General features: G+C 69.0%; 20 protein-coding genes. 10 read left to right on the top strand and 10 right to left on the bottom strand.

From position 1 onward, the window contains the following. Window positions 1-20: 20 nt before the first annotated feature. Entirely contained in the window at window positions 21-971 is a 951-nt protein-coding gene (locus ACWPXK_RS29895) for a diguanylate cyclase domain-containing protein (protein ID WP_454199503.1), read from the top strand. Between the two features lie 30 nt (window positions 972-1001). Here the strand turns inward: ACWPXK_RS29895 and ACWPXK_RS29890 are convergent, their stop codons facing one another. Beyond that, a complete protein-coding gene (locus tag ACWPXK_RS29890) occupies window positions 1002-1814 on the bottom strand; it encodes an Fpg/Nei family DNA glycosylase (RefSeq protein WP_454199502.1) in 813 nt (270 codons plus the stop codon). Between the two features lie 148 nt (window positions 1815-1962). Further along, complete coding sequence (locus tag ACWPXK_RS29885) at window positions 1963-2427, bottom strand: ribose-5-phosphate isomerase (protein WP_454199501.1); 465 nt, start codon at window positions 2425-2427, stop codon at window positions 1963-1965. A 167-nt stretch (window positions 2428-2594) separates the two neighbouring features. Here ACWPXK_RS29885 and ACWPXK_RS29880 point away from each other — a divergent pair, with 167 nt between their 5' ends. Continuing rightward, on the top strand, window positions 2595-3701 hold the full coding sequence (locus tag ACWPXK_RS29880) for a M48 family metalloprotease (RefSeq protein ID WP_454199500.1): 1107 nt from the start codon (window positions 2595-2597) through the stop codon (window positions 3699-3701). Window positions 3702-3824: 123 nt separating this feature from the next. Here the strand turns inward: ACWPXK_RS29880 and ACWPXK_RS29875 are convergent, their stop codons facing one another. Next, window positions 3825-4466, bottom strand: a complete 642-nt coding sequence (locus ACWPXK_RS29875; RefSeq protein WP_454199499.1) for a mycothiol-dependent nitroreductase Rv2466c family protein — start codon at window positions 4464-4466, stop codon at window positions 3825-3827. A gap of 177 nt (window positions 4467-4643) precedes the next feature. Here ACWPXK_RS29875 and ACWPXK_RS29870 point away from each other — a divergent pair, with 177 nt between their 5' ends. From ACWPXK_RS29870 to ACWPXK_RS29855, 4 genes are all read left to right on the top strand, one after another. Beyond that, entirely contained in the window at window positions 4644-5879 is a 1236-nt protein-coding gene (locus tag ACWPXK_RS29870) for an NAD(P)/FAD-dependent oxidoreductase (protein ID WP_454199498.1), read from the top strand. Between the two features lie 111 nt (window positions 5880-5990). Then, entirely contained in the window at window positions 5991-6410 is a 420-nt protein-coding gene (locus ACWPXK_RS29865; protein ID WP_454199497.1) for a YciI family protein, read from the top strand. Continuing rightward, entirely contained in the window at window positions 6407-7648 is a 1242-nt protein-coding gene (locus tag ACWPXK_RS29860) for an RNA polymerase sigma factor (RefSeq protein WP_454199496.1), read from the top strand. The genes ACWPXK_RS29865 and ACWPXK_RS29860 overlap by 4 nt, the downstream gene beginning before the upstream one ends. Before the next feature lie 453 nt (window positions 7649-8101). Further along, window positions 8102-8584, top strand: a complete 483-nt coding sequence (locus tag ACWPXK_RS29855; protein WP_454199495.1) for an NUDIX domain-containing protein — start codon at window positions 8102-8104, stop codon at window positions 8582-8584. Window positions 8585-8593: 9 nt separating this feature from the next. On the opposite strand, the gene ACWPXK_RS29850 is transcribed toward ACWPXK_RS29855, so the two are convergent. Beyond that, entirely contained in the window at window positions 8594-9418 is an 825-nt protein-coding gene (locus ACWPXK_RS29850) for a phosphoribosylaminoimidazolesuccinocarboxamide synthase (protein WP_454199494.1), read from the bottom strand. A gap of 219 nt (window positions 9419-9637) precedes the next feature. On the opposite strand from ACWPXK_RS29850, the gene pepN reads away from it, so the two are divergent. Next, window positions 9638-12220 (top strand): aminopeptidase N, encoded by a 2583-nt coding sequence (gene pepN, locus ACWPXK_RS29845; protein ID WP_454199493.1) that lies wholly within the window; start codon window positions 9638-9640, stop codon window positions 12218-12220. 57 nt (window positions 12221-12277) lie between these two features. Here the strand turns inward: pepN and ACWPXK_RS29840 are convergent, their stop codons facing one another. The 4 genes from ACWPXK_RS29840 to ACWPXK_RS29825 form a co-directional block, all read right to left on the bottom strand. Further along, window positions 12278-12742 (bottom strand): DUF5130 domain-containing protein, encoded by a 465-nt coding sequence (locus ACWPXK_RS29840; RefSeq protein ID WP_454199492.1) that lies wholly within the window; start codon window positions 12740-12742, stop codon window positions 12278-12280. After that, window positions 12729-13007 carry an aa3-type cytochrome oxidase subunit CtaJ gene (ctaJ, locus tag ACWPXK_RS29835; protein ID WP_454199491.1) on the bottom strand — a complete coding sequence of 93 codons (279 nt, stop codon included), beginning with the start codon at window positions 13005-13007 and terminating at the stop codon, window positions 12729-12731. Before ctaJ ends, ACWPXK_RS29840 begins: the two co-directional genes overlap by 14 nt. Before the next feature lie 104 nt (window positions 13008-13111). Continuing rightward, window positions 13112-14716, bottom strand: a complete 1605-nt coding sequence (locus ACWPXK_RS29830; protein WP_454199490.1) for a glycoside hydrolase family 13 protein — start codon at window positions 14714-14716, stop codon at window positions 13112-13114. A gap of 82 nt (window positions 14717-14798) precedes the next feature. Then, the gene (locus ACWPXK_RS29825) at window positions 14799-15203 is read right to left on the bottom strand and encodes a globin (RefSeq protein WP_454199489.1); all 405 of its coding nucleotides are present in this window, start codon (window positions 15201-15203) and stop codon (window positions 14799-14801) included. A 236-nt stretch (window positions 15204-15439) separates the two neighbouring features. Between ACWPXK_RS29825 and ACWPXK_RS29820 the strand changes: the two genes are divergently transcribed. Beyond that, a complete protein-coding gene (locus ACWPXK_RS29820) occupies window positions 15440-16144 on the top strand; it encodes an HNH endonuclease (RefSeq protein ID WP_364337476.1) in 705 nt (234 codons plus the stop codon). Between the two features lie 4 nt (window positions 16145-16148). On the opposite strand, the gene ACWPXK_RS29815 is transcribed toward ACWPXK_RS29820, so the two are convergent. Then, window positions 16149-16715 carry a helix-turn-helix domain-containing protein gene (locus ACWPXK_RS29815; RefSeq protein ID WP_454199488.1) on the bottom strand — a complete coding sequence of 189 codons (567 nt, stop codon included), beginning with the start codon at window positions 16713-16715 and terminating at the stop codon, window positions 16149-16151. Between the two features lie 53 nt (window positions 16716-16768). On the opposite strand from ACWPXK_RS29815, the gene ACWPXK_RS29810 reads away from it, so the two are divergent. Then, a complete protein-coding gene (locus tag ACWPXK_RS29810) occupies window positions 16769-17464 on the top strand; it encodes an AzlC family ABC transporter permease (RefSeq protein WP_454199487.1) in 696 nt (231 codons plus the stop codon). Then, a complete protein-coding gene (locus ACWPXK_RS29805; protein ID WP_454199486.1) occupies window positions 17461-17772 on the top strand; it encodes an AzlD domain-containing protein in 312 nt (103 codons plus the stop codon). Before ACWPXK_RS29810 ends, ACWPXK_RS29805 begins: the two co-directional genes overlap by 4 nt. Before the next feature lie 759 nt (window positions 17773-18531). Here the strand turns inward: ACWPXK_RS29805 and ACWPXK_RS29800 are convergent. Then, window positions 18532-19197 (bottom strand): hypothetical protein, encoded by a 666-nt coding sequence (locus ACWPXK_RS29800; RefSeq protein ID WP_454199485.1) that lies wholly within the window; start codon window positions 19195-19197, stop codon window positions 18532-18534. Window positions 19198-19233: the final 36 nt, after the last annotated feature.

The raw sequence follows: 19233 nt of genomic DNA, 5'->3' as shown, positions 1-19233 counted from the left end.
ACCCACACCGGGTGAGTCCGATGTCCGCCGATATCGAACCCCCGGTAGCCACCATGGCCCGAGCATGGGCTCGTGCGGTCTGCGCCGAGCCCGGGTCGGGCGCCACACCCCAGCAGCTGGAGCCGGTGCTGATCGAGATCATCGAGCGGCTGCTCACGCTCGCGAGGACCGAGCCGTTCCCGTGGCTCGAAGCGCGGATGCTGGGTGCCAGGCTCGCCGAGGCGCCGTTCGACCGGATCCGGATGTTGGCGCAGGCCACGCGATGGCTGCTCGGCTTTCCCTCCGGCACGCCCGGTTCCTTGGTCGCCACGCGCTGGCCGTTCATCGCCAGCCAGGCCATCGACAGCTACGCGCAGGCGCTGCAGGAGCGGGCGCTCGCACAGCAGGAGCAGAACCTGTCGGCCAAGGTGTCGCTGCGGGTACAGGAGATCGCCGCGCTGCAGCACCGGCTGCGCCACGAGGCCACCCACGACGCGCTCACCGATCTGGCCAACCGCACGCTGCTGCAGGACAAGGTGCGGCTGATGGCCACCGACCCGAGCCGCGGCGTCGGCCTGCTGCTGATCGACCTGGACCGGTTCAAGCAGATCAACGACGGATACGGGCACGCGATCGGCGACGAGGTGCTGGTGGAGCTGGCCGGCAGGCTGCGCGAAGCCTGCCCGCCGGACACGGTGATCTGCCGGTACGGCGGCGACGAGTTCGTGCTCGCGATCAACGCGCACCGCAATACCCTCGGCGACCTCGCACACCGGATCGTGTCCGCGCTCCGCGACCCGGTCTGGTCGTCGGCGGGTCCGGTCCCGGTCTCGGCGAGTGTCGGAACCGCCTACAACCCGCCGGGCAGCCCGTTCGATTTCACCGATCTCCTGCGCCGTGCCGACCGCGCGATGTATTCCGCCAAGACGGCGGGCGGGCGCCGGTTCGCCTTCGCGGACGAGCCGGGTGTCGACACCGCCGTCGCGGGCTGACCGGTACCGACCGCCTGCGACCTGTTCGGGTCAGTCCGGTTGACAGGTGGGGCACCAGAAGAGGTTTCGGGCCTGCATGACCTGATGCGCGACCGGCGTGCCACACAGGCGGCACGGCGCTCCCGGACGGCGGTAGACGTAGGTGCGCGGACGATCGGCCGCATACGAGGGCTCGCCGTGGTCGTGTTCAGGTCGGACCACGACCATCTTCCCGACGCGCACCCCCACCCGCATCAGCGCGACAAGATCGGTCCACATGGCCGTCCATTCGTCGGCCGATAGCGCCACGCCGGGGCGATGCGGCGAAATCCGGTGCCGGAACAGTAGTTCCGCGCGATAGACATTACCGACGCCTGCCACGACCTGCTGATCCATCAGCAGTGCGCCGATCGACCTGCGCGAGCGATGGATACGTCGCCAGGCGCGGTCCGGGTCGGCGCCGCGGCGCAGCGGGTCCGGACCGAGTCGATCGGTGAGCGCGGCGACCTCGGGCGCGAGCAGAATCTCGCACGCGGCGGGCCCGCGCAGATCGGTGCCGAACCCGGACGGTCCCTCCGGCCCCCCGATCATGCGCATCCGGACTTGCCCGACCGGTTCCCCCATCGGCAGCCCGGATTCGGTGAAGGTGCCGTAGAGGCCGAGATGCACGTGCACGACCAAGCCGGAGTCATAGTGGTGCAGCAGGTGTTTGCCCCACGCCTCGGCCTTGATCAGCACCCGGCCGTCCACCCGGGCCGCGTCCGCGGCGAACTTGCCCTGCGGGCTGGATACGCGCACCACACCGCCCGCCAACCGGCGCTGATGCAGCCGAGCAAGGCGATGCAGTGTATGCCCCTCCGGCATCTAGCTCCCCCGCCTCTCCGGGTATTAAGGCCGTACCAGTTGGGTGGCATAGGATTTGCGTCCAGGTCCTGCGCTGGGTGCCGCTCGGGTTTTGGGCGTACCCGGTGAGTTACCCATGTCCTCGCGAAATCAGTCGGCACGCTAGCATCTAAACCTCCGGTGCTACGCCAGACTTCTCGTACTCGGCCAGGATGTCGATGCGCCGCTGGTGGCGCTCCTCGCCCGACCACGGGGTGGCGAGGAACGCGTCCACGATGGCCAGCGCCTCCTCGGTCGAGTGCATCCGGCCGCCGATGCCGATCAGCTGCGCGTTGTTGTGTTCACGAGCCAGCTTCGCGGTCTCGACGCTCCAGGCCAGCGCGCAGCGGGCGCCGGGCACCTTGTTCGCCGCGATCTGCTCGCCATTGCCGCTGCCGCCGAACACGAGGCCGAGGCTGCCCGGGTCGGCGACGGTGCGGCGGGCGGCCTCGATGCAGAACGCGGGGTAGTCGTCGAGCGCGTCGTAGACGAGCGCGCCGCAATCGACGACCTCGTGGCCCGCCTGCTCCAGATGGGCTTTGACGTGATTCTTCAGTTCGAAACCGGCATGGTCGGCACCGAGGTATACGCGCATGGCAGGCATTGTGTCAGGCCGCCACCGCACGGCGGGCAACAGGGCACACCCACGCTCGACACCACCGCCCGACGCCGCGAATCGACCGATACGCCAGTTGTGTTCGCGGCCATTGTCCCGTGGCACGAGGCCCTGCACGTTTCCGGCAACTGAATAGAGTTCATCTCATGCAGCCGCACGAACCCCAGCCGCACGACCAGACGGGCCCGCAGGCCGACCCGTATGCTCCGCAGGCCGGATGGGCGCAGGTACCGAACCCACCCGCCGCACCCTATGGACAGCCGTACCCGTCGGGCGCGTATCCGCCGGCGCCCACCGGCTCGTATCCCGCCTACGGCCCTTACCCCGGTGCGCCGATGCCGCCCGCGGTGCCCCCGCAGCGGCAGCCGCGTGGTCTGTCGCCGTTCGGCATGCCCGCGCGGCACAGCTGGGAGATTCCGATGCTCGTGCTCGTGATCGTGCTGACCGTCTTCGCTTATCTGATCGCCGTGCTGCTCCTCGTGACCGGCAACGTCGACCAATACGTCCTGGCGCTGGTGGCCGCCCCGCTGCTGCTGTGGTTCGGTCGCGGCATCACCTACGCGTCGCAGCGGGTGAACGGCGTGCGGATGTCGCCGACGCAGTTCCCCGAGGGATACCAGATGGTGGTGGAGGCGGCCGCTCGCTTCGGCATGGCGAAGGTGCCGGACGCGTACGTGGTGCTCGGCAACGGCCAGATCAACGCGTTCGCCAGCGGACACGGCTTCCGGCGCTTCGTGGTGGTCTACAGCGACCTGTTCGAGATCGGCGGCGCCGCACGCGAACCCGACGCGCTGGCGTTCATCATCGGTCACGAGGTGGGCCACATCGCGGCCGGGCACACGTCGTACTGGCGACAGCTCGGCATGTTCCTCGTGCCGTTCCTGCCGATCATCGGAAGCAGCCTGATCCGCACGCAGGAGTACACCGCCGACAATCACGGTTACTGCAACCGGCACACCGGCGCGTCCGGCGCGATGGGCACGCTGGCCGCGGGCAAGTACATGAACAGGCTGGTCGGCTTCGACGAGATGGCCGACCGGGCGGCGTTCGAGAAGGGGTTCTTCGTCTGGATGGTGAACGCCCTGTCCAGTCACCCCGTGCTGACCTGGCGAATGTGGGCGCTGCGCGATCGCAGCAGGCACGGCAAGCTTTTCCTGCGCCCGAACCCACCCACTGGCGCCGCCGTGCCGACGGGCGGCTACCCGAGTTCCTACGGTGAGGTACCGGCCAGTCCGCCGAAGTCCGTGCTGTGAGCGCGGGGGCCGGATGCGCCGCCCGGCGGCAATCCGGCTTCCCACCATGCGGCACCGGCGAGTCCGCCGAGATTCATCCTGTGACCGGGGCGAGTGCCGCGGGCGGCACTCGCCGTGCGGTGCTCAGTCGAACGCCGGATCTTCGGTTCGCGTCCGCTTCAACTCGAAGAAGTGCGGGTAGGAGGCCAGCGCCACGGCGCCGTCCCAAACCTTGCCCGCTTCCTCGCCGCGCGGAATGCGGGACAGCACCGGGCCGAAGAACGCGGTCCCGTTGATGTGGATGGTCGGGGTCCCGACGTCCGGTCCGACCTTGTCCATGCCCTCGTGGTGGCTCTTGCGCAACGCCTCGTCGTACTCGGTGCTCTCGGCGGCCGCGGCCAGCTCGGCGGGCAGACCGACCGCGGCGAGCGAGTCGGCGATCACCGCGGCGAGCGTGTCTTTGCGGCTCTCGCGTTCGTATTCCGCGCGCCGGTTGTGAATACGCGTGCCCATCGCGGTGTACAGCGACGACAGCACCTTGTCACCGTGCTCCTGCGCCGCCGCGATCGCGACGCGGACCGGCCCCCAGCCCGTGGCGAGCAGCTCCTGGTATTGCGGGGGAACGTCCTTGCCCTCGTTCAGCACCGAGAGGCTCATCACGTGGAACCGGACTTCGATGTCCCTGACCTGCTCGACCTCGAGGATCCAGCGGGACGTGATCCAACACCAGGGGCATAGCGGGTCGAACCAGAAATCGGCGACGTCCTTGGTGGCTTTGTCGGTCACGGGCGGCTTCCTCTCGATCGCATGCAACGGGCGGCGCACGGCTGGCCGCCTTACCGAGCAACCACACCGGCGGGCGATTCGTTCCCACTCCGCGCACCGTTTTCCCGAGCCGCCCACGCGGCGGCCAGTAGGGTTGGTCGGCAGGAGCCTGGTTCACTTCGCCAGAAGGAGTCCGCGATGAGTACTGACCGGCATTTCGTCATCGTCGGCGGCGGGCTGGCCGCGGCCAAGGTCGCGGAAGCGTTGCGGGACAAGGACTTCGACGGAACCGTGACGCTGATCGGCGCCGAGGAACACCTGCCCTACGACCGGCCGCCGCTGTCGAAGGAGCATCTCGCGGGCAAGAAGGCGTTCACCGAGTTCATCGTGCAGCCCGCCCAGTGGTACCGCGACCACCACATCGACGTGCGTCTGGGCACCACGGTCACCGGGCTCGACGCCGCGGCGAAGACGGTCACCCTGCCCGACGGTTCCACGCTGCCCTACGACAAACTCGCGCTCGCCACCGGCTCGACGCCGCGCACACTGTCCATTCCGGGCGCCGACGCGCCCAACGTGTACACACTGCGCACCATCGAAGACTCCGACACATTGATCGAACTGTTCGGCGGCGGCACGCGCCGGATCGTCATCATCGGGGCGGGCTGGATCGGTCTCGAGGTCGCGGCGGCGGCCCGCGCCGCGGACGTCGAGGTGACCATCGTCGAGCTCGGGGACCTGCCGTTGCGGGCGGCGCTCGGGCCCGAGATGGGCCAGGTATTCGCCGACCTGCACCGGGCCAACGGCGTCGACTTCCGTTTCGGCGCGCAGGTCGAGGCGATCACCACCGAGGACGCCATCGCCACCGCGATCGCCAACGGTGTCCGGCTCGCCGACGGCAGCACGATCGAAGCCGACGCGGTACTGGTCGCGGTCGGCGCACGCCCGAACCTGGAGCTGGCCGCCGACGCCGGGCTCGCGGTGGACGACGGCGTGCTCGTCGACGAGCGCCTGGTCACCAGCGATCCGGACATCGTCGCGGTCGGCGACATCGCCGCACACCGGCATCCCGTCCTGGACCGGCGGATCCGCGTGGAGCACTGGGCCAACGCGCTCAACCAGCCTGCGGTCGCGGCCGCGACCATGCTCGGCAAAGAGGTCGCATACGACCGGCTGCCCTACTTCTTCACCGATCAATACGACCTCGGCATGGAGTACACCGGGTACGCGGCACCGGGCGAATACGCCAGGGTCGTCGTGCGCGGCGACCGAGCGGCCCGCGAATTCGTGGCTTTCTGGCTGGACTCGGACAACCGAGTGCTCGCCGGGATGAACGTGAACGTCTGGGATGTGACCGGCCGGATCAAAGAACTGATCCTGGCGGGCGACCCGGTCGATCCGGATCGGCTCGCCGACACCGGGACGCCACTGTGATGTGTATCACGTGATGACTGTGTCGAATCCGTGCGCTGGGCTCCGACCTCCCATCGCGGGAGCCACCCGGGCGCCCCGAACGGCCGAGCGCCGGAGGAGAGGAAACGAACCATGAAGTACATGCTGTTGAAGACCTACGGACCCACAAGCTTCTGCGACACACCGATCAACGAATGGTCACCGGAAGAGATCCAGGCGCACATAGACTTCCAGCGCGCGCTGGGTGCGCAGCTCGCCGAGTCGGGCGAGCTGGTGGACGCGCAGGGGTTGGCCGGGCCGAGCGAGGCGCGGATGGTCAGTTCGGACGGGCGCTCCGCGCCGGTGATCACCGACGGACCGTTCCCGGAGACCAAGGAATTCCTGGCCGGGTACTGGCTCGTCGACGTGGACAGCCCGGAACGGGCCTACGAGATCGCCGCGCAGGCCTCCGCCGCACCCGGCCCGGGCGGTAAACCGATTGGCGAGTACATCGAAGTTCGCGCGGTGATGGGCGCCCCCGGACGGCGAGGCGTGGACGCCACCGAGCAGTGAGCGACCGGCGTGCGGTGCCCGACGACACACCGCTCCCGGCGAGCACCGAGGACCTGCTGCGCACACTGGCGCCGCAGGTCCTCGGAACGCTCGTCCGCCGGTTCGGCGATTTCGACACCGCCGAGGACGCAGTGCAGGAAGCCCTGCTCGCGGCCGCGAGACAATGGCCCCGAACACTGCCGGACGATCCACGCGCCTGGCTGACCCAGGTGGCGCAGCGGCGCATGGCCGACGCGGTGCGCGCGGAGGCGGCGCGGCGGCGCAGGGAGACCACCGCGTTCGACCGCGCGGTGACCGACGCCGTCCCGGTCGACCACGACGACACGCTCACCATGCTGTTCCTGTGCTGCCACCCGGCCCTGTCCCCGGCCGCCGCCATCGCGCTCACGTTGCGGGCGGTCGGCGGGCTCGGCACCGAACAGATCGCGCGCGCCTTCCTGCTGCCGGATGCGACCATGGCGCAACGGATCACCCGGGCGAAGAAGAAACTGGCCACCGTGGAGCGGCCTTTCGCGCGGCTCGATGACGAGCAGTGGCGCGAGCGGCTCGGCGCGGTCCTGCACGTGCTGTACCTGATCTTCAACGAGGGACACACCAGCAGTTCGGGCCCGACTCTGCAACGCACGGATCTGGCCGACGAGGCGATCCGGCTCGCCAGGGCGGTGCACCGGCTGCTACCCGAGGACCCGGAGGTCACCGGGTTGCTCGCGCTGATGCTGCTCACCGATGCCCGCCGCGCCGCCCGCATCGGCGCGCACGGCGAGCTCATCCCGCTGGCCGAACAGAACCGCGCGCTGTGGGATCGCGCACTGATCACCGAGGGAACCACGCTGGTCACCGGCACGCTCGCCGGCGGCCTGCGCGGGCCATACCAGATCCAGGCCGCCATCGCGGTGCTGCACGCCCAGGCCACACGTGCCGAGGACACCGACTGGCCCAAGATCTCGGCACTGTACGACCGGCTCGAGCAGTTCACCGACAACCCGATGGTGACTCTCAACCGGGCGGTGGCGACGGCTATGGTGTCGGGGCCCGAAGCCGGTCTCGCGCTCGCCGCGACGCTCGACGACCAACTCACCGGCACGCACCGCCTCGACGCGGTGCGCGGTCATCTCCACGAGATGGCAGGCGATGCAGACGCCGCCCGCACCTGTTACGCCAGGGCTGCCGCCCGTACGACCAGCATCCCCGAACGCGACTACCTGACCATCCGCGCCGCACGCCTCCGCTGTGTTTGATTGGCAGCGCCTGCGGCGCTGGGTGTTCGCGGCCCCCCTTGTGGCTCGCGTCCGAGCGACCGCCGCTGGCGACTTCGTCGCGGACGCGGCGGCCGCTCGGACGCGAGCCGGGCCGCGAACGGGCAATGCTCTGGCTCGGTCTCGCTTCGCTCGAAACGGGGAATGGAGCCGGTGTGGTCGCGCGAGATGGAAAGCGTGGCACTCCTAGTTCACCGTCCATGGAGGTTTCCCGGCGGTGCTCACATTGCCGCGCCTGCTCGGCGTGTACGCGGCCATGCTCGGCGTCGCTCGAAGGCAGGGCTGTGCCTGTATGGCCGGGCTGGCGACCGTGGATTCGGGGTCGCCCTCGGTCGATGTTCCACCGCCGTGTTCGTCTGCGGTGCTGCTGTCTCGACCGCGGACACGAGCGGGCTGGGGCACGCAGCCCACCGCCGCGGGGGCAGACTACGCGGTGTGGCAGACAAACACAGTGCGGGCGTCCTGTTGTTTCGCCGAAATACGTCCGGGACCGTCGAGGTCTTACTCGGGCACATGGGCGGGCCGTTCTGGACGCGAAAAGACCTGGGCGCGTGGTCGATTCCCAAAGGCGAGTACGAGCCGGAGACGGAGGACGCGCGTCTTGCCGCCAGCCGCGAGTTCACCGAAGAGCTCGGTTTGCCGGTTCCGGACGGTCCGTGGCTACCACTGGGCGAGGTGCGCTACGGCAGCGGCAAGGGAAAGAAGGTCCTCACCGCATGGGCTGTCGAGGGCGACTTGGACCCGACGGACGTGGTGCCGGGAACCTTCCAGCTGGAATGGCCGCCACGCTCCGGCCGGTTGGTGGAGTTCCCGGAGATCGATCGGGCCGAGTGGTTCGACCCGGCTACCGCGCGGGACAAGCTGGTGGCGGGCCAGCGGCCCTATCTGGACCGGCTGACCGAGCAGCTGGCGGGGTGACACCCGCCGCTACGCCCAGGTGCGGCCGGTGATGAGCTCGTAGGCCTCCACGTACTTCTGCCGCGTCGCGGCGACGACGTCGGCGGGGATCTCCGGGCCGGGCGGCTCCTTGTCCCAGCCGGTGGAAGTGGCCCAGTCGCGGACGAACTGCTTGTCGAACGAGCGTTGCACCCGGCCCGGTTCCCATTCGGCGGCAGGCCAGAAACGCGAGGAATCCGAGGTGAGCACCTCGTCGCCCAGGGTGAGGACGTCGCCGTCCCAGCCGAATTCGACCTTGGTGTCGGCGACGATGACGCCGCGTTCGGCGGCATGCGCCGCACCGCGGGTGTAGATGTGCAGGGTCAGCTCGCGCAGCCGCTCGGCGACCTCGCGCCCCTCCTGGTTCACCACGTCGGCGAAGGTGATCGACTCGTCATGTCCCTCGGACGCTTTGGTGGTCGGCGTGAAGATCGGCTCGGGCAGCTTGTCGCCCTCGCGTAGCCCCGGCGGCAGCGCCACCCCGGACACCGTGCCCGTCCGCCGGTATTCCGCGAGACCGGACCCGGTCAGGTAGCCCCGGGCGATGCATTCCACCTGCACCATCTTCAGCGGCTTGACCCGGATGCCGCGGCCGGCGAACTCGGCGGGCACGTCGGTGGCCGAGACCACGTGATTGGGCACGTCGGTGAAGTACTCGAACCACCAGTTCGACAGCTGCGTCAGCAGCGCGCCCTTGTCCGGGATCGGCGTCGGCAGCACCACGTCGTACACCGACACCCGATCGGAGGCGACCAGCACCAGCGTGTCACCGTCCTCGTACAGGTCACGCACCTTCCCGGCGTGCACATGCTTCAACGTCGAGCCTCCGAATCCGTGATGGTGAACCTGTCCTGCACCAGGCACAATACCGCCGCCCCTCGGCCCGGCCCGGCACGCCGTCCGCCTGCCGTGCTCCTCCCCTGCCCTTGACGATCCGGTTTACCGGCATTGATCGGGAAAGTCCCGCGCTGCGGGCCACACCGAGGTGGCATTGTTGGTGGCGCACGTGCCAGTTCTTCGACACGAAGGAGCCTTATGTCCGCACCCAACCTCACTCGTGAACAGGCGATCGAACGCGCCTCGACGGTGTCGGTCGAGAACTATCGCATCGAGCTGGACCTGACCGACGGGGCGGGCAAACCTGGCGAGCAGACCTTCTTCTCCCGCAGCACCGTCACCTTCACCGCGACACCGGGCGGGAGCACGTTCGTCGACATCGTGGCGCGCGGCGTGCGCTCGGCGGTGCTCAACGGCACCGCACTGGACGTTTCCGGCTACGACGAGTCGACCGGAATCGCGCTGGACGATCTGGCCGAGCGCAACGAGCTGGTGGTCGAGGCCGACTGCGAGTACTCGAACACCGGCGAGGGCCTGCACCGGTTCGTCGACCCCACCGACGACGCCGTGTACCTGTACTCGCAGTTCGAAACCGCCGACGCGAAGCGGATGTTCGCCTGCTTCGACCAGCCCGATCTGAAGGCCACCTTCGACCTCGCCGTCACCGCGCCCGCGGACTGGCAGGTGGTGTCCAACAGCGCCGTCGTGGAAACGCTCGCGCCGGAGCCGGGCAAGCACATCTTCCGCACCACCCCGAGGATGAGCACCTACCTGGTCGCGCTCATCGCGGGCCCGTACGCGCGGTGGACCGACGTCTACGCCGACGAGCACGGCAGCATCCCGCTGGGTCTCTACTGCCGTGCCTCGCTGGCCGAGTACATGGACGCCGAGCGGCTGTTCACCGAGACCAAACAGGGCTTCGGCTTCTATCACGGCAATTTCGGCGTCCCCTACGCGTTCGGCAAGTACGACCAGCTGTTCGTGCCGGAGTTCAACGCCGGTGCGATGGAGAACGCGGGCGCGGTGACCTTCCTGGAGGACTACGTCTTCCGGTCCAAGGTGACCCGCGCGTCCTACGAGCGGCGCGCGGAGACCGTGCTGCACGAGATGGCGCACATGTGGTTCGGTGACCTGGTCACCATGAAGTGGTGGGACGATCTGTGGCTGAACGAGTCGTTCGCCACCTTCGCCTCGGTGCTGTGCCAGTCCGAGGCCACCGAATACGCCAACGCGTGGACCACCTTCGCGAACGTGGAGAAGTCCTGGGCCTACCGGCAGGACCAGCTGCCCTCCACGCACCCGATCGCCGCGGATATCCCGGATCTCGCGGCCGTCGAGGTGAACTTCGACGGCATCACCTATGCCAAAGGCGCCAGCGTCCTGAAGCAGCTGGTGGCCTATGTGGGTTTGCAGCCGTTCCTGGCGGGGCTGCGCGCGTACTTCGCCGAGCACGCCTACGGCAACGCCACGTTCGACGATCTGCTGGCGGCGCTGGAGAAGTCGTCCGGGCGGGATCTGTCCACCTGGGGCGCGCAGTGGCTGAAGACCACGGGCCTGAACATCCTGCGCCCCGACTTCGAGGTGGATGCCGAGGGCAATTTCAGCTCGTTCGCCGTGGTCCAGGAGGGCGCGCAGCCGGGCGCGGGTGAGCGGCGCGTGCACCGTCTGGCCATCGGCGTCTACGACGATCAGGACGGAAAGCTGGTGCGCACCAAGCGCGTCGAGCTCGACCTCGACGCCGCCGAGCGCACCGAGGTCCCCGAGCTGGCCGGGGTGCCGCGCGGCAAGTTCGTGCTGATCAACGACGATGATCTCACCTACTGCTCGGTCCGGCTGGACGCCGGTTCGCTCGATGTGCTGGTCAACCGCATCGCGGACATCGCCGAGCCGCTGCCGCGCACACTGGCCTGGTCGGCGGCATGGGAGATGACTCGCCAGGCCGAGTTCCGCGCCCGCGATTTCGTCGCGCTGGTCCAGCGCGGAGTCGGCGCCGAGACCGAAATCGGTGTGGTGCAACGACTTCTGATGCAGACCAACCTCACGCTCGGCAGCTACGCCGACCCGGCCTGGGCCGATGCCACCGGCTGGCCGGACTACACGAACCGGCTCCTGGAGCTCGCTCGCGAAGCCGAACCGGGCTCGGATCACCAGCTGGCCTTCGTCAACGCGCTGACCGGCGCGAAACTGCCGGACTGGCACACCGAGGTGCTGCGCGAGCTGCTCGACGGCGACCCGGCGAAGGTCGGACTGAGCGGACTCGTGGTCGACACCGACCTGCGCTGGCGGCTGGTGTCCGCGCTCGCGGCGGCGGGCGAGATCGATGCCGACGGCCTGGAGACACCCGTTATCGACCAGGAGCTGGCCAACGACCCCACCGCCGCGGGCAAGCGCCAGGCGGCCGCGGCGGCGACGGCCCGGCCGATCACCGAGGTGAAAGAACAGGCGTGGACCACGGTGATGCGCGACGACTCGGTGCCCAACGTCACCGCCCGCTCGATCGTCGGCGGCTTCGCGCCTCCCGGACAGGGTGACCTGCTCGCCCCGTACGTGGAGCGGTATTTCGCGGAGATCCCCAGCGTCTGGGAGCGCCGCTCCAGCGAGGTCGCCCAGACCGTGGTGGTCGGCCTCTACCCGCACTGGGCGATCAGCGAGGACGCGGTGTCCGTCGCCGACAAGTTCCTCGCGGGCGACCACCCACCCGCGCTGCGCCGCCTGGTCAGCGAGGGCAAGGCGGGCATCGAACGCTCACTGCGCGCCCGCGCCTTCGACGCCCAGCCGTAAACGAAACCGGCGCGTCCACCCGCTCGAAGGGGTGGACGCGCCGGACTACGGAACTACCTACCTACCGATGGCCGCGGCCATCACGCGGACCGCCGAGACCAGGCCGTCGATCAGCTGGCCCTGCCGGAACGAACTCAGCGCCGCGGTGACGCCGAGCTGGCAGACGCGATCGTTCGCGCGGTCGGCGACATCGCGGCCCGCACGCACCTCGATCGCCTTTTCGTTGGGCGAGACGGCGATGAGCACCGAGTGCGCCGCCTCCGGTGTGGTGGGGAAGATCGCGTCCGCGCCCGCGGCCGTGTCCTCGCCCAGATCGCCGATGTAGACGTTGAAGCGCACCTTGGTCGCGCGGGTCGCCTCGGTGAGCACGTTGTCCATCGTGAGCCGCTCGTGATCGTTGAACGGCGCTTCCTTGAACACGTCGCCCGCCTCGTGCACGCCGGAGACGCGCCCGCTGCTGGTGATCGCGTATCCGTGCGGCAGATCGGCTTCGACCACCGCGGGCCACTTAGAACCTGCCACTTGCCCGTCCTCCGATCAGCTCCACCTGGGTGGCCTCGATGGCCGCATGCTGTCCATGCGGCGTTTCCGGAAAGTGATGACCCGAGCCGATCACCTCTCCGGTAGCACTCCACAGCACCGGCGCCTGGGTCCACTTCTGGCCGAGGGTGAAGTGGACCGGCTTCTCGCCAGGCAGTGGCTTACCGAGAAACGACAATCCGGCGATGACGCCGTAGATCACCAGCGGGATGCCGACGAAGATCAGCACTGTCTCGAGAATGCTCACGGGTCAAAGGTAGACGATCGTCTGTAGTAGTTCTCCGGCCGGTCGAACCATTGACCTGTCCGTGTCGATGCCACCCCACCGCGACCTGGGCTTTTCGCCTGTCTTCAGACCAACCAGGCCGTCGCGTTCGGCGGCAGCTGGCCGCCGTCGGACGGCGCGCTGGCCAGCAGCACCTCCCCGGGCGGTAGCTGGATCGGCGCGGCCGAGGCGTTGAGCACGCAGACCAGTCCGCCGGGCCGCCGGAACGCCAGGCAGCCCGGGGGGCTGCCGTACCACTCGATCCGGTCCCCGGCGAACTCCGGCCGCAGTCGGCGCAGCTCGATCGCCATGCGGTACAGCGACAGGGTGGAGCCGAGGTGCTCCAGCTGCGCTTCGACCGTCAGCCCGGCCCACTCGGGGGGAATCGGCAGCCACGGCGTCCCGCTGGTGAAGCCGAACGGCGGCACGGCGCCCTCCCACGGCACCGGCACCCGGCAGCCGTCCCGGCCGCGCTGGGTGTGCCCGGAGCGCTCCCACACCGGATCCTGCAGCACCTCGTCCGGCAGATCGTCCACGTTGGGCAACCCGAGCTCGGCGCCGTTGTAGATGAACGCCGCGCCGGGCAGCGCGAGCTCCAGCAGGATCATCGCCCGCGCCCTGGCGACACCGATCGCGCCGCCGCCGTACCGGGTGACCTCGCGCTCGATGTCGTGGTTGGACAGCGTCCAGGTGGGCACGGCGAACACCGGCCCGACGGCGGCGAGTGAGTTGTCGATCGCGTCGCGCACCGCCTCGGCGCTGAACGCGGACTCGGCCAGGCGGAAATTGAACGCCAAGTGCAGTTCGTCGGAGCGCACGTACTCGCCGAAGCGGGTGTTGTCGTTCACCCACACTTCGCCGATGGTCACCGCGTCCGGATACTCGTCGACCACCTTGCGGATCCGGCGGTGGATCTCGTGGACCGCCGGGTTGTTGAAGCGCGGGTCGCTGTCGTCGTGTTCGAGCAGGGCCGAGGCGGCGAGCTCGGGCATGTCGGGCAGGCCGTCGGGTTTGGCCATGCCGTGCGCGACGTCGAGCCGGAAACCGTCCACGCCCCGGTCCAGCCAGAACCGCAGGGTCTGCTCGAAATCGGCGGCGACCTCGGGATCGGCCCAGTTCAAGTCGGGTTGTTCGCGGGCGAAGATGTGCAGATACCACTGGCCCGGCGTGCCGTCGGGTTCGGTGACCCTGGTCCAGGCGGGCCCGCCGAAGATGCTGGGCCAGTTGTTCGGCGGCTCGGCGCCGCCGGGTCCGCGGCCGTCGCGGAAGATGTACCGGTCCCGTTCCCGGCTACCGGGGCCCGCGGCCAGCGCCGCGCAGAACCACGGGTGCTGATCGCTGGTGTGGTTGGGCACCAGGTCCATGGTGACCTTGATCCGGCGGGCATGCGCCTCGGCGATCAGCGCGTCCATCGCGGGGAGACCGCCGAAGAGCTGGTCGATGTCGCGCGGATCGGCGACGTCGTAGCCGCCGTCGGCCATCGGGGAACGCATCACCGGACAGACCCACAGTGCGTCGACGCCGAGCAGTTCGAGATAGCCGAGTTTGTCCCGGACACCGCCGAGATCACCGATCCCGTCACCACTCGAATCCGCGAAGGATCTCGGATAGACCTGGTAGAACACGGCCGACCGCCACCACGGCTGGGTGGTGCGATCCCCCGGGGCAGTTACGGCTGGTACATCACTCACATCCGCAATAGTGCCAAAGTCGAATTTCCTGCCACCGCAACGCGGTCGAAACCCACCCGGCCCGGCGCGCGCGAAGGCGCTGTCAGAACGGGGCGTTCACCAACGAGTTGGCGGCCATCTCCAGGTAGTCCAGCAGCGCCTTGCGGTGCTCGTCGTCGAGGATTTCGGGCTCGATCTCCGCGACCGCGATCCGCATGCAGCGCAACCAGGCGTCGCGCTCGATCGGTCCGATGGTGAACGGCATGTGCCGCATGCGCAGGCGCGGATGGCCGCGCTCGTCGGAGTAGGTGCGCGGCCCGCCCCAGTACTGCTCGAGGAACATCCGCAACCGGCGCTCGGCCGGACCGAGGTCTTCCTCCGGATAGAGCGGACGCAGCACCTCGTCGGCCGCTACCTCGCGATAGAACGTCGCGATGATCCGCCGGAACGTCTCCGCCCCGCCGACCGCCTCGTAGAACGACGTCGCTGTCTGCTCGCCCGAAGTCATAGACCCTCTCGATTCACCGGATGCGCCGCTGTCCATTGTGCCCGCGGCGGCGCGCGGCTGCTCTCACGCGGCCGCTCAGCGCCGGGAAACGTCGCGGCTGGGCAGCTCTTCAGCGACAGTTAACCGGACATTGTTGGAAATCACCGTGCAATACCCGACGTTCCATGGTCAACTGGGTGACAGTCTCTGCTCCGCAGATACCACATGATCCTGCCAATCATGAAATCGAGGTCGAGATGAAGCAGCGGCATAGTGCGCGGTCACACGAGGCGCGAGCGCACCGACAACTCCAGCCCGCCGACGTCCACAATCGTGGGTCGGGGGCTACTCCGCTGCACATCGTGTCCGAACATTATCCGGGTGGACATCGTGGCCATCACGACCACGGCCCCCGCCCCACCGCACCGCCCGCCGAGGGCACCAACTGGCTCAAGACCAGGGTGCTGCTGCTGAACGCCACCTACGAGCCGCTTACCGCTTTGTCCGCGCGCCGCGCGATCGTCCTGCTCATCTGTGACAAGGCCGACGCCGTTCATCACAACGACGAGGGGCCGGTGGTGCACTCCGCCGAGACGTCGGTCGCCATCCCTTCGGTGATCCGCCTGCGCAGCTACGTCCACGTGCCCTACCGCGCCCGGGTGCCGATGACCCGCGCCGCCCTCATGCACCGGGACCGCTATCGGTGCGGCTACTGCGGCGGCAAGGCCGAGACCATCGACCACGTCATCCCGCGCAGCCGTGGCGGCGAACACTCCTGGGAGAACTGCGTCGCCAGCTGCGCGCCGTGCAACCATCGCAAGGCCGACAAGCTGCTCAGCGAGCTTGGCTGGACCCTGCGATCCCCGCTGGTCTCGCCGAAGGGCCCGCACTGGCGCCTGCTGTCCACCACCACGGAACTCGACCCGGTGTGGTTGCAGTATCTCGGCGAAGGCGCGGCCTGATCGATCAGGTGTATTCGACCACCAGTGTCGCCCAGGTCGGCGACGCCAAGGCTTCGAACACATGCGGTCGATCGCCCGGGTAGGCGATGTAGTCGCCGGGATGTAGTTCGACCGGCGCATCGACGGGGCCGACCAACGCGCGGCCCTCCGCGAGCAGCACATGCTCGACGACACCCGGGATGTGCGGATCCGATCTGCGCGCATGCCCGGGTTCCGCGGTGATGCGGAACAGATCGCGCCGCGAGTTGGCCGGACCGGCGGCCAGCAACGTGGCTCGATACTCCGATTGCTCGGCGGCCACCACCGGCCCCTCGCCCGCCCGGATCACGTGCACGTGCGGGCGCGGCGGGTCGAGCAACCGGGAGAACGGCATGTCCAGTGCGACGCACAGCGCCCACAATGTCTCCAAGCTCGGATTCCCGCTCGCCGATTCCAGTTGCGACAACGTGGATTTCGCGATGCCTGCCCGATGGGCGACCTCGCTCAACGACAACCCGGCCCTGGTGCGCTCGCGGCGCAGCGCGGCGGCGATCACCGCCTGGGGTGTGGTCGTCGCGTCCTGCGGCGTCATGCCAACAGAAAACCATATTGACGAACCGGCCTGCCATGTTCACTATAGAAAACATGCGTTCGACATGGCGAACACTAGGCCGGGATGCGCTGATGGGCATCGTGGCCGTCTGCGCCGCCGTCGGCGTGATCGGGATTTCCTACGGGGCAACCGCGGTCGGTGCGGGGTTCCCGATCTGGTTGCCCATCCTGCTCGCGTGCGTGGTGCTCGCCGGAAGCTCGGAGTTCCTTTTCCTCGGCATCGTCGCCACCGGCGGTAGTCCGATCGCGGCCGTGCTCGCGGGGCTGCTGGTGAACGCCAGGCACCTGCCGTACGGGCTGTCGGTTCCCGACGTCGTCGGCACCGGCTGGCGGCGGACGCTCGGGGTGCATCTGATGAACGACGAGTCCGTGGCACTGGCCATCGCGCAACCGGACGCGCGGCGCAAGCGGGCGGCCTACTGGGTCACCGGTGCAGGCGTGCTGCTCGCGTGGCCCGGCGGTGCGGCGATCGGAGCGTTGATCGGATCGGTGGTCCCCGACACCTCGGCCCTCGGATTGGACGCGGTGTTTCCCGCGGTGCTGCTCGCGCTGGTGCTGCCCGCCCTGCGCGATCGAGCCACGCTCGGCGCGGTGGGCGCCGGCACCGCGGTCGCGTTGGTCGGCGCACCCTTCCTGCCCACCGGATTGCCCGTGCTGCTCGCTCTGTCGGGAGTGCTCGTGGCGGCGCGCGAACGGCCGGGTCCGGCCGCCACACCGGAAGGGCGATGATGCTGGCCGCCGGAATATTCGCACTCGCCGCGGGCACCTACGCCTTCCGCTGGGCCGGTCCGGCGCTGCGCGAACGGGTCCGCATTCCAGCACGCGCGGTGCGGCTGCTGGAGATCGGCGCGGTCGTCCTGCTCGCCGCGCTCGTTGCCGTCACTACACTGCCGCTCGGCACAGGCAATCTCGGATTCGCGGTCCCCGCAGGCGTTCTCGTCGGTGGAGCGCTCGCCTGGAAACAGCAACCCATCCTGGTGGTGATCCTGGCCGCCGCCGCGACCACAGCGCTGTTGCGCCTGATCGGCGTCTCCTGACCATCCCGAAAGACGTTCTCGGGCAGCGTTCTTCACCACCAAATGATGGGCGGCGCCGTCCCCTCCTACTGACGGCGCCGCCCATCCTATCGATCGTTCACGGGCGGCTATGTGCTACTCCGGAACCGCCGCAGCACCCGGCACACACTCCGGCCGCCCACCAAGGCCATCGCGCACACTGCGGCGATCACTACGCGCCGCCCCGCAGCTATGCACAGCAACAGCTTCAACGCGGCACCGACGGCATCGGCGAAGTGCCCGGCATATGCCCAACCTCGACTTTCGAGCGAAGGGAGACCCAACTCCGTTCGTGGCCACGTGGCCGCCATGTCGGCGACCAACTCGCCACCGGCAGGCACCCACCCGCACGCCTCCACGGACGGCGCACCTCGATGCCGCGCTTTCCATCTCACGCAACCACACCGGCTCCACTCCCCATTTCGAGCAAAGCAAGACCCAGCGTTCGCCGTTCGTGGCCGAGTGGCCGCCACGTCCGCGACCAACTCGCCACCGGCAGGCACCCACCCGCACGCCTCCACGGACGGCGCACCTCGATGCCGCGCTTTCCATCTCACGCAACCACACCGGCTCCACTCCCCATTTTCGAGCGAAGCGAGACCGAGCATTCGCCGTTCGCGGCCCCCGCGCCGCGCGGCCGCGGGCCCCGGGACGGCAGTCGCCAGTGGCGCTCGCTCAGTCGCGAGCCATAAGGGGGCCGCGAACACCCAGCGCCGCAGGCGCTGGCAAAACAAACACAGCTCACTGCGGCAGGAGTGTGATCCCACCGCCGAGACGGCGGGCGACCGAGCCGTAGCGGGCGTCCAGCCGCAACCATGTTCTGGTGGCGCGGACCCGGACGATCTCGGCGGGCGGGATGCTGCGCGGATCGGCCTTCTCCCCCGAGTGCGGGATGAAATCCATTGCCGTGAGCGCGAAGACGACCCGCATCGGCACCTGCACCTGAGTGCCCGCACCGGACACGGCCAGCACGGCCTGGTCGAGTAGCGAGGCGGGCGGGCCGTGGCTGCTGCCGTGTTCCTTCGCCAGCCGAGCACCCTGCTCGGCGAGTTCGACCAAGGTGCGCGCGGGCACATCGTCGACATGCGCGAAGCCGTCCGCGGGCGGCAGTGCGCCACGCCAGGCGGAGTCCATCGAATATCCGAGGTCGATCGGGCTACCGCCGGCCAGCCCGGCCAGCACCACCTCGGTGCCGACGGTGACATCGTCGACGCCGAGCTGGGCGACCACGGTGCGCACCGCCAGTGCCTCGAAACCGGTCGCCACCCATGCGGCCACGTAATGATCTCCGCGGCGGCGCAGGCGCACCACCGCCGCGGGATCCAAACGCGCTGCCCTGGTCAGGAAGGTCGCGAGATTCTCCCGCTCCGCCGGATCGGACACGTGCAGCACTCGTTGTTCCGCCATCACGGCTGCTCCGCTGTCACCACTGGACGATCACCC

Source organism: Nocardia sp. Marseille-Q1738, from assembly GCF_965283145.1.
The sequence above is the reverse complement of the archived record's forward strand: the minus strand, read 5'-3'. Positions and strand labels throughout refer to the sequence as shown.